This is a genomic window from Vreelandella indica, assembly GCF_037070225.1.
GTDB lineage: Bacteria > Pseudomonadota > Gammaproteobacteria > Pseudomonadales > Halomonadaceae > Vreelandella > Vreelandella arctica.
Window position 1 is genome coordinate 40,364 of record NZ_JBANSO010000030.1, and the last position, 10,543, is coordinate 50,906.

Consider the following 10,543-nt stretch of genomic DNA (forward strand, 5'->3'; position numbering starts at 1 on the left):
CACGCCTTAAAAAGCAGTCGCATCTTATTACTTTTTAAAGTGGGGAAAATGAAAAACATACGCGTTCAACATAGCTTAACGGCTGCCATGGCGCTCTTAATACTGATGGTTATAATTATCAGCACATTAGCAATTTCGGCGTCACGCAATAGCTTAAGTGATATTAATGAGCTTACCGAGCTCAGCGCGGACCAAGTCAACACGGCTAACCGCATGGAATAGTTAAAATAGCGCGGCGTCCACTCAGTGGCCGCCGCTACCGAAGCTTTCGAGCCTAAATTATGGTAATGGTTAGCCAACGCCTATTTTATGACAAACTTGTGACACGGATTAACTTGTGAAAAGAGTCTTCATGGCAAACATTAAGGAGAGTATTGCAAACAATTATAACGTACAGGATGTACCTCACGCTTTGCAGGCGCGCCATCACGCGCTATTTACCCATCATCCCGATGCCATATTTGAGCTGAGCCTTGATGGCATTATCGAGCACTGTAATTCAGCCGCAGCGCATATCACCGGTATCGCCAATGAGCACTTAACCGGTAACGCTTTTTTTCAGTTGCTCCATATCGACGCTCTCGAAGAGGCAAAAGCTGCCTTTAACGCCACCTTAAAAGGGCACCATCAAAGCTATCAAGCGCTTAGTATCAACAATCATCACCATGCCAGTCAGCTTGAAGTCACCCATGTGCCGATTATCGTCGATGAGCGAATGATAGGCGTCTATGCTATTTGCCGTGATATTACTCAGCGCAAACAGGATGAAAACGAGTTACGACTGTTAAAACGGGGGATTGAAGCCAGCCCCAACGGCGTGGTAATGGCAGATGCCACCCAGCCCCACTTACCGCTAGTGTATGTAAACAGTGCGTTCACCGACATTACCGGTTATAGCGCTGAAGAAGCACTTGGCCACAGCTGTCGTTTTTTACAGGGCGAAGATTCCAACCCGGAAGCTGTTGAAGAGATTCGCCGCGGCCTCACTCAACATCAAGACGTGCAAGTACTGCTACGTAACTACCGCCGCGACGGCAGCCTGTTTTGGAACCAGTTATCGATTAGCCCCGTGTTTAGCGAGACGGGCGTATGTACGCATTTTATCGGCATACAACAAGACATTACACGTCAGCGAGAGCAGGAAGCGCGGATTGCTTATCAAGCAGCGCACGACCCACTCACCGGGCTCCCTAACCTTGGGGCGCTACAAACACGCCTGGAGCATGCGCTACAAAGCTGTGAAGCGCGGGGCCATGAACTGGCGCTGCTTCATATCGATTTAGACGACTTTAAGCCGATTAATGATGCGTTTGGCCATGGAGTAGGAGACCAGTTACTTAAAACCGTAGCGCAACGCTTACTAGATACCGTGACAGCGGGCGTTAGTGTGGCCCGCCTCTCTAGCGATGAGTTTGTGGTACTGCTAGCCCCTTCCCAAGGCGAACAAGAAGTGATTGCTCTCACGAACCGTTTATTAGTGGTTCTTGCTCAGCCGTTTACACTCTATCAATATAGCCTGCATATCAGCGCCAGCATTGGTATCGCCTCAAATAAAGGCAGTGCCACCCAGACGCATGACCTACTTCACCATGCTAGCCTCGCGATGGAAGACGCCAAGCGCCAAGGGCGTAACACATGGCAATGGTACTGCGGTGACGCCATCGACAATGTCGCCGAACATGTTGTTATCAGACGAGAGTTACAAGAAGCCATACAAGCTGAGCAATTTGAAGCGTATTATCAACCCATTGTGGATGCCGCTAGCGGCGACATTAAAAGTGTGGAAACGCTGATACGCTGGCACCATCCCACCAAAGGCCTTGTTTCACCGGGTGTGTTTATGCCGATTGCCGAGCAAACGGGGCAAATTATTGCCATTGGTCGCTGGGTATTGGATCGCGCCTGTCATGATATTGCGACCCTTAATGCTGGCCGTGAGCGCCCCCTGGCGGTGGCGGTCAATATTTCGCCAATGCAGTTCCGGCGCACTGGCTTTATGAATGAAATTAAAGCTGCGCTTCACGCTAGCGGCCTCCCCCCTGCCTTACTGGAACTAGAGGTAACGGAAGGCACGCTAATGACGAATACCGAACAGGCTGTTGCGCTACTCAACGAAGTACGCGACCTGGGCATTAGCGTTGCGTTGGATGACTTCGGCACTGGTTTTTCGAGTCTTAGCTATTTACGCGACCTCCCCATCAGCAAGGTAAAACTCGACATTCTATTTATTCGAGGCATTTCACAAAACACTAAAAATGCCGCCATCGTTCAAGGCGTGATTACCATGGCGCACCATTTAAACTTAACGGTAGTCGCCGAAGGCATTGAAACACGTGAAGAGCAAAGGGATCTGCAGCAACGCCAATGCGACCTGTTGCAAGGGTTCTATTTCTCCAAACCCCTGCCGTTTGAGATGTTAAAACGCTTGCCACGAACGCTTACGCCACCTTAGAAAGTGGCTGATAAAACTTTCCCTATAAACGCCACACCTAATTTCTAAACAGAAAAACAGGCTGCCGCATCCAGGCCGCCTATTCCAGACAGGAAATGCTGCCGTGCCACTGCGCCGCCTACACACTCGCCTACTGCTAGCTGTGAGTATACCGTTGATCCTAGTTTCAACGACGCTGCTGCCTGTTCTCCATGTGCATATGGAAACACGGCTCAATAGCCTGAGCGCCGAAGCCGATGCCCTCTTAAAAGTAGGGCAAGAAGCGTTAACCCGCGATATCAATGAAAGCCTTAACTACGCGCTTGCCATTGCTGAAATGCCTGGACTAAGGCGCTACCTAGCAGCGCAAAGTTTAACGACACTAACTGACCAGCAATATTCACTTAGCGATTTATCCCAGCTTTCTAATTTCTTAACGACCTTAATCAGCCACAACTCTCGTTACACCAAGCTAGTCCTGATTGATAACCAGGGGCGCGAAGTGCTGCGTGCCCCCAGAAGCATTGAAACTGGACCACGGATATCGGGCAACCTTCATGTCAATACTGACTACTTCATAGAAGCATCCAAACTATTACCACGCGACCTGTATATCTCACCGCCGGGCCATAACCTGCAGTTCGAGCTCTTTGGGCGCGATGTGATTCCAGTGGTCAACGTTTCCACCCCAGTGTTTGATGCCACCGGCGAACGCCGTGGCGTGGTACTTTTGAGCCTTAATTGGGATTACCTGACGGACGCCTTGCGCCAAGCCATGCTGCTTGACCAGAACGCCAATACGCTCTTGGTCGATGCCCAAGGCAAATGGCTGCTGAATGAAGGTATCGAATCAATAGATACAGCGAGTTTTGGTGGCAACTTTGCTGCGCTTTCCCCTCACTACTGGCAAGCCATGCAGCAGCGCAGTGAAGGCGACGTCATAGTAGACAACCACCTACTGCGCTTTCAAACCGAAGATATACGCACCCAGCGCTACCGTAGCTTGGCAGGTACTATTTATAGCGACAACGCCTCCCATCCGTGGAAACTGGGGGTCACGCTCCCACGCCCTACCTGGTTCTCACTGTTTAAAGAAGAGGCCACTGTCCTCTGGTTTCTGTTGCTGACTTACGGCGTTACCGTGGCATTTGGGTTATTTTGGGCCTTCAGCAGCCAACGCCAACGGGAATTACGCCAAGCCGCTCAGCGCCATGCCTATGAAGTCAGTGATTTATATGAAAATGCCCCCTGCGGCTATCACTCGATTGATAAGTCCGGTCTCGTGGTCAAAATGAACCGAACCGAACTTGCCTGGCTAGGTTACTCTGCCAAGGAAGTGATTGGTCATATCAATTATCGAGAGTTGATTACACCAGAAACACGCGAGCAGTTTGAAAAAGCCTTCCAAAACGTGAAAGACAACCAACCTGGCAGCGCAGAATGCAGCTTACTCACGCGTAACGGCGAGCCTCGTCACGTGATGATTCAAGGCTCTGCCTACACGCGCAATGGCCGTTTTGTGCATTCCCGAGCGATGGTGTTTGATCTTACCGAGCGTAAACAGCTTGAAGAAAAACTACGTGCGCAAGCCATGACCGACCCCCTAACGGGCGTGTTTAACCGGCGCTACTTACAAGCCCAAGCGACCATCGAGATGTCACGGGCACGGCGCCAAAATCATCCCATAGCGCTTATCACCATAGATATTGACCACTTTAAACACATCAACGATGAGTATGGCCACGACATTGGCGATGAAATACTGAAAAACTTTACGCAAATAGTCAGCGACCTGCTTCGCCAAGAAGACTTACTGTGCCGGGTTGGGGGTGAAGAGTTTGCGGTGTTACTCCCCAACACCGCTATTGAGCAGGCTCAGCAGGTGGCAGAGCGAATTCGTGCCTCTATTGAAGAGGCGACTACCTTGGTTGAATATGAAGGTACGCAACAAGCGCTAAAAATCACCGCATCACTGGGGGTAACCTCTGTTCGCGACCAAGAAAAATCGTTAAAGCCGGCGCTTAAAAGAGCGGATATAGGGCTCTATGAAGCGAAAGAAAACGGCCGTAATCAGTTCATCATTCACACGCAATAGCGCTTGCACACAGTCTAGCGCTTGCCCCATACCACAAAATCGGGGTTAAGCACTTGCTGGGGATTGGCATAGCTTAAAGGCTGATCGTCCAGGGTGACCACTCGCCCACCGGCCTGTTCGACAATCGCTTGAGCAGCGCCGGTATCCCACAAACTGGTGGGGCCAAAACGCGGGTAGACATCCGCTTTACCTTCCGCGATAAAGCACGACTTCAGCGAACTCCCCATGGGTTGAGTTTCGTACTCCCCCAGCGCTTCTAACCATGCTGCCATACGCGGGTCGGGGTGCGAACGGCTGTCCAGCACACGCCAAGGCCGCCCTGCCTGCGGCGGCAATGACGCCTGGATGGCCTGCCACTGCCCATCAGAGCCGACCTTAAAGGCCCCCAAGCCTTCAGCGGCTAGATAAGTAAGCTGTAAGGCAGGGGCAACCACCACGCCCAACACCGGTTTTCCTTGAGCAATCAAAGCAATATTGACGGTGAACTCATCATTGCGCTTGATAAACTCTTTGGTGCCATCCAACGGGTCGACCAACCAATAAAAGCCCTCAGCGTTAGCGCCGTTAAAGCCTTGGGTATCTTCTTCAGAGAGTACCGGCACCTCAGGGGTAAGCGCCTGCAAGCCACGGGCAATAATCTCATGGGCCGCTTTATCCGCCTCAGTCAGCGGGCTATTGTCGGCTTTTATTTCGACGCTGAAATCGCGACGATAGACCTGCATAATCGCCTCGCCTGCCTCACAGGCTAACTGCTCAATGCTTTTTAGTAATGACTGGGTGATAGTGGGCATTAAGAGAGCGTCTCCATATCAAATGCCACAATTTGGCGCTGCTGGCGGGAAAATTCCACGCCAATTAAGTGGATAGGTTTACCTTGGGCGCGGTATTTATCGGCGTAGCCTTTGGTTTTTATCTGCTCTAGTGCGCTGCCTTCTGGCAACTGCTCCACCACTTTAAATTCGAACAGGTAAAGGTGACCACTGAAATCCACTGTCATATCCACCTTACCGAAATGGCTGGCGTCTTCCACCGTAACGCTTAACCCAAGGGCGGCAAAGTGGCTATAAAAGACACTGGCATAATGACCTTCGTATTGAGCAATAGGATTGTTGCGATACCAATCGTGGGGTAGCCCGGCGTAAAGGGCTTTAAGATGAGTTTCAAGACCGGCTAAATCATGGGCGCGTAAATGTGTAAACAGCGTTTTGCGCTCACGCGCTGAGTTTTCAACACCTAATACCGGCAGTAACGCTTGGTTTAAGCTGGTTTCTACTTCTTGATTAGGAAAGCCTAGGGTATATAACCGATACCCCACCATGGGTTCTTCCACCTGCTTAACGGTTAGATATCCCGTTTGAAATAACAGCGCCTCAGTACCGATATGGTCAACATCAAAACGACCCAGCAGCTCAGCCTCGGTTTCCAGCTGATCTAGTGACGGCGTAAACACCCCGCGTTGTTTTAGAATTTCTACCAAAAATGTGGGGGTAGCGCTTTCAAACCAATAGGGGCCAAACTGGCGCTTTTGAAACAGTAGTAGAACATCAAAGGGGTTGTATACAGCGGTCACCTCCTGCCCACCCCAACGGTAGCCGTTATACCAATGCTTGATTTGAGCACGGTCTAACCCCGGTAATTCAGGAGCGAAGACGCTGTCGATATCTTCATCGGTGTACCCACAAATGGAAGCGTAAGGCGCATCCAGCGTAATGTCGTTCAGGTTATTCAGCCCCGAGAATAGGCTCACTTTGCTGAACTTAGAAACACCCGTTAACAGTACAAAGCGTAAATACGGGTCGGCGTCTTTGAGCACGCTGTAAAGGTTTTTCAGCCCTTCGCGCAGTTCGCGGGCTCGCTCTGGGGCTAAGATATTATCGAGAATTGGTTTATCGTATTCATCAACCAGCACTACCGTACGTTGACCAAACTTCTGGTGAGTGCGGCGAATCAGGTCCGAAAAATCATTGGCAATTAGTTTGGGGCGCTCGCTGACAATGCCCAGGCGCTCGCGATGCTGAGCCAGCTGATAGCGAATATGGGTATCCAAATCCTCACGACTAGCCAAATGCCCATCGGCAAAGCTAATACGAATCACCGGATGCCCAGTTTGCCAATCCCATTTATCGTGAATATACAGTCCTTCAAACAGCGCTTTGCGGCCTTCAAACAGGCAGCGCAGGGTATCAAGCAGCAGGCTTTTACCGAAGCGACGCGGGCGGGAGAGGAAAAAGTATTTCCCCTCTTCCGTTAGGCGGTGAATATCGGGTGTTTTATCAACGTAGTAGTAGTCACCTTCACGGATATCCGAGAAGGTCTGAACGCCAATAGGCAATTTGAGCCGGTTTTCAGTTGGCATAGCAACCTCAAAAAACAGGTGAACTGAAAGTCAGCATAACATGCACGGCATTGCTTCCATCCATAGCCACGCTTGGCATTAACTTAGCTTGTGCCACCTAAAAAACCAGCACCGCATTTACGGCACTGCCTGCCCAGTAGGCGCCAAAATCTTGCGCAAGAAATGGCGCGTTCGCTCATCTTTGGGCGCAGTGAACAACTCTTCAGGCGGGGCTTGCTCGACGATGCCGCCTTCGTCCATAAACACCACCCGATCCGCCACTTCCCGGGCGAACTGCATCTCGTGGGTGACCACGATCATCGTTTGGCGTTCTACCGCTAACTGCTTCATTAAGCCCAACACTTCTTCCACCCACTGCGGGTCTAGGGAAGAGGTGGGCTCATCAAACAAAATCACATCAGCATTCGCTGCCATGGCGCGGCCGATGCCTACCCGCTGCTGCTGGCCACCGGAAAGTGACGCCGGGTAAGCATTGGCTTTATCCGCCAGGCCGATGCGTTCCAGAATTTCCCTGGCCCGCGCGTGAGCTTTGGCCTTGGGCAGCTTATCCACCACGATCATCCCCTCGCTGATATTCTCCAGCGCGGTTTTGTTGGCGAACAGGCCGTAGTTCTGAAACACAAACGCCGTGCGCCGACGCAATGCCAGAATATCGGCCCGGCTGGCGCGCTGGGTATCCACACTTAGGTCGCCTACCTGCAAGCGTCCGGCGTCGGGCTTTTCAAGGAAATTAATACAGCGCAGCAGCGTCGATTTACCCGTACCGGAAGGGCCAATGATGACGATAATCTCGCCCTGGGCAAGGCTCAAATCGATATCTTTAAACACCGTGTGGCCGCCGAAGCGCTTGGTAATGCCTTGCAGCGAAATCATCGTTGGTAGGCCTTATTCAGGTAAATTTCTAACCGACGCTGCCCCCAGGAGAGCACTTCCACGACTGCCCAATAAATCAGCGCCACCAGCAAGAACGCTTCCAAATAGAGAAAGCTGCCCGCCGCCTCTTTTTGCGTCGCGCCCATTAATTCGGTGACGCCTAACGTAAAGGCCAACGAGGTCGCTTTAATCATATCGATGAAGTAGTTCATCAGCGTTGGGGTTGCCACGCGGGTTGCCTGGGGAAGAATAATACGCCGCATTAACTGCGACTGGGTCATGCCGATGGAGAGCGCGGCCTCGGTCTGGCTGCGGTCAATCCCCACAATCGCCGCACGGATGGACTCGGCCATATAAGCAGAGAAGTGCAGCGTTAGCCCCAGCACCGCAGCAGTGACGCCGGTAATCGCGATCAACGAACTAATCAGTTGCGGCAGGCCGTAGTAGAAAAGAAACAGCTGAACCAGCAACGGCGTACCGCGAAAAAACGAGATAAACAGCAGCGAGAGCCCGTTTAACACCGGCACTCTTGATACGCGAACCACCGCCAGCAGGCACGCCAGTATCAGCGCAAAGCACATGGCGATCGTCGCCATTTGAAGCGTGAGCGGCAGATAGCGCAGCAGAACCGGCAACAACCCCCACATATATTCGATATTAAGCATAATAATTAAACATAATAATTAAACATAGATTAGACCGCTTATAAGCAAACGGCCGTGGCAATGCCACGGCCGCGTTAAACCAGAGTAGCCTAAACGTTACGGCTGGGTGATGTCGGTATTAAACCACTTTTCCGATATCTCACGTAGCTCGCCATTTTCACGCAGCTCGGCAAGTGCTGCTCCAACGCGGTCGCGCTGCTCACGGCCCGCTTCGTCATCACGGAACGGTAGCGCGTTCTCAATGGTCGAGAACGGCTGACCCGCCAGCTCTAAAGGTAAGCCTTTCTCTTTAATGACTTGCGTCGCACTCACGCGATCCATCACAAACGCTTCAACCCGACCCAAGGCCACATCCTGCTCGATGTTGGATTCATAGGTACGAATATCGATTTCATCGGCGTTCGGTTGCTCACGCAGCAACTGTTCGTAGTTGGAACCCAAGTTTACCGCCACGCTTTTGCCGGACAGATCCTCAACGCCCTGAATAGAATCATTACCCGCCCGCACCACGACCTGCGCACCGTCATACACGTAGGGCTCCGTGAAGGCGTACTTGGCTTCGCGCTCAGGGGTGATCGTAATCTGGTTGGCAATGGTATCGATACGGCCAGACTCAAGCATACCGGCCAAGCCAGAGAAGCTGGCGGTAACAAACTCAATCTCATCACCGGTGATCTCACCCACGGCATTCATGACATCGACTTCAAAGCCTTTAAGCTCGTCCTGCTCCACAAACGTAAAGGGGAAATAACCACCCGACATGCCCACGCGAAGTGTATCGGCGTAGGCAGTGGTGGCGAACAACCCACTGGTAACGCTTAGCGAAAGCGCGGCGAAGGTGGTAGTCAGCTTGCGTGGTAGTGGCATGAGTCTGTTTCCTCGTTGGTCGATAATCCGACGATACGAATAGCCGCATAGAAAGTCATGCGGCGTTGATAGCGACTATACTTACCCCTACGACAAAAACGAACAAAAGAATATTGAAGTTAATTTTTATTCTTATTTTGAATATAGCTGATATAGGTGTAATCACAACAGCGGCGCAATGGCGTGGGGTATTTTACCATGACGTCTCAAAGCGAGGGTGAGGCAGTAACCTGCAAAAGTAGGTGCTGGCAAAATTAGCTATTGGCGAGCTTTTCAAACAACGCTCACGCATTAGCCCGATAGCATTCCCTGCGTATGCGCGCGCTGCTGCTTAATAGCATTGTCTAAAATATCTAGCAGCGCTTGGTAATCTTCGGGCATCGTGTTTTGCAGCCCATAGGTTTCGACTCGGTCAATCGCAGCCTGGGTGTCGCGGATCAGTGTTTCCAGCTCCAGTGCGACTTGTTCGTGCTCATCAGGGTGCATATCAACTCCCTATTATTTGAACGCTGTTATTGCGCCTGCTGTAGCTCTTGAACACGCTGATAAAGCATCTTGGCACTTTCAATGGCCGTTGCTTCATATGAATCCAGCGTTAATAACTTGTCGTTGTGCTCGTTCTGCTTCACCGCCGTGAGTTCACCTTGGTAACGGTTCAACAGATGTTCCAGGTTCATACGAATCATCGAGATTTCAAGCTGAAACTCTATTTGCAACTTTGAGTAACGCTCAATTTCTGCTGGAAGCCGACTAGTCTCGACAATCTCTTTTACCGTACCTTCGACGAGCTTTTCTACCGCGTTAAGCTTGGGGATAACGTCATTAATGACGCTATAGGCTGAAATAGTCTGCACGCTGTCGCTCACATCGACTCCTAAAAAAACCGGCCCCTTAGGGCCGGTTTAGCTGTACTACTTAGCGATAAAGCGAAGGCTCTATCGAAGCTAAGTCTCAGATTAACCCAGCAGAGAAAGAACGTTCTGCGGCAGCTGGTTAGCCTGTGCCAGTACAGAAGTACCCGCCTGCTGAAGAATTTGCGAGCGAGTCATGTTGGCCACTTCAGTTGCGTAGTCAGCATCTTCGATGCGCGAACGGGCAGCAGAAAGGTTGGTTTCGTTAGTCTGCAGGTTAGTGATAAGTACCTGATCTAAAGTTTTCGTGTAATATCCATGCCAGGATTTCTGACACGGACAGAACCATGGAAAAACGCTTCGTTGCCCCTCTCACTGAACCTGAACAACAGACGCTGACCTCCG

At 51.2% G+C, this 10,543-nt stretch carries 9 protein-coding genes and 1 pseudogene; 2 read left to right on the forward strand and 8 right to left on the reverse strand.

The features are described from left to right. The first annotated feature begins 352 nt into the window (after nt 1-352). A complete protein-coding gene (locus V8L71_RS17630) occupies nt 353-2,452 on the forward strand; it encodes a putative bifunctional diguanylate cyclase/phosphodiesterase (RefSeq protein ID WP_045812072.1) in 2,100 nt (699 codons plus the stop codon). Between the two features lie 103 nt (nt 2,453-2,555). After that, a complete protein-coding gene (locus V8L71_RS17635) occupies nt 2,556-4,526 on the forward strand; it encodes a sensor domain-containing diguanylate cyclase (protein ID WP_035561542.1) in 1,971 nt (656 codons plus the stop codon). A 14-nt stretch (nt 4,527-4,540) separates the two neighbouring features. Here the strand turns inward: V8L71_RS17635 and cysQ are convergent, their stop codons facing one another. The 8 genes and pseudogenes from cysQ to V8L71_RS17675 all read right to left on the reverse strand — a co-directional run. Then, the gene (gene cysQ, locus V8L71_RS17640; protein WP_035561539.1) at nt 4,541-5,317 is read right to left on the reverse strand and encodes a 3'(2'),5'-bisphosphate nucleotidase CysQ; all 777 of its coding nucleotides are present in this window, start codon (nt 5,315-5,317) and stop codon (nt 4,541-4,543) included. After that, a complete protein-coding gene (locus V8L71_RS17645; RefSeq protein ID WP_035561536.1) occupies nt 5,317-6,882 on the reverse strand; it encodes an ATP-binding protein in 1,566 nt (521 codons plus the stop codon). The genes cysQ and V8L71_RS17645 overlap by 1 nt, the downstream gene beginning before the upstream one ends. Before the next feature lie 117 nt (nt 6,883-6,999). Continuing rightward, nucleotides 7,000-7,755 (reverse strand): amino acid ABC transporter ATP-binding protein, encoded by a 756-nt coding sequence (locus V8L71_RS17650; RefSeq protein ID WP_035561533.1) that lies wholly within the window; start codon nt 7,753-7,755, stop codon nt 7,000-7,002. Further along, entirely contained in the window at nt 7,752-8,420 is a 669-nt protein-coding gene (locus V8L71_RS17655; protein ID WP_035561529.1) for an amino acid ABC transporter permease, read from the reverse strand. The genes V8L71_RS17650 and V8L71_RS17655 overlap by 4 nt, the downstream gene beginning before the upstream one ends. A 96-nt stretch (nt 8,421-8,516) precedes the next feature. Then, entirely contained in the window at nt 8,517-9,287 is a 771-nt protein-coding gene (locus V8L71_RS17660) for an amino acid ABC transporter substrate-binding protein (RefSeq protein ID WP_035561526.1), read from the reverse strand. Between the two features lie 291 nt (nt 9,288-9,578). Then, nucleotides 9,579-9,773, reverse strand: coding sequence for a hypothetical protein (locus V8L71_RS17665; RefSeq protein ID WP_035561523.1), 195 nt, complete (start codon nt 9,771-9,773; stop codon nt 9,579-9,581). 26 nt (nt 9,774-9,799) lie between these two features. Then, nucleotides 9,800-10,153, reverse strand: coding sequence for a hypothetical protein (locus tag V8L71_RS17670; RefSeq protein ID WP_035561520.1), 354 nt, complete (start codon nt 10,151-10,153; stop codon nt 9,800-9,802). Nucleotides 10,154-10,243: 90 nt separating this feature from the next. Next, nucleotides 10,244-10,423 (reverse strand): annotated as a pseudogene (locus tag V8L71_RS17675) (flagellin); the annotation flags it as partial. Between the last annotated feature and the right edge of the window lie 120 nt (nt 10,424-10,543).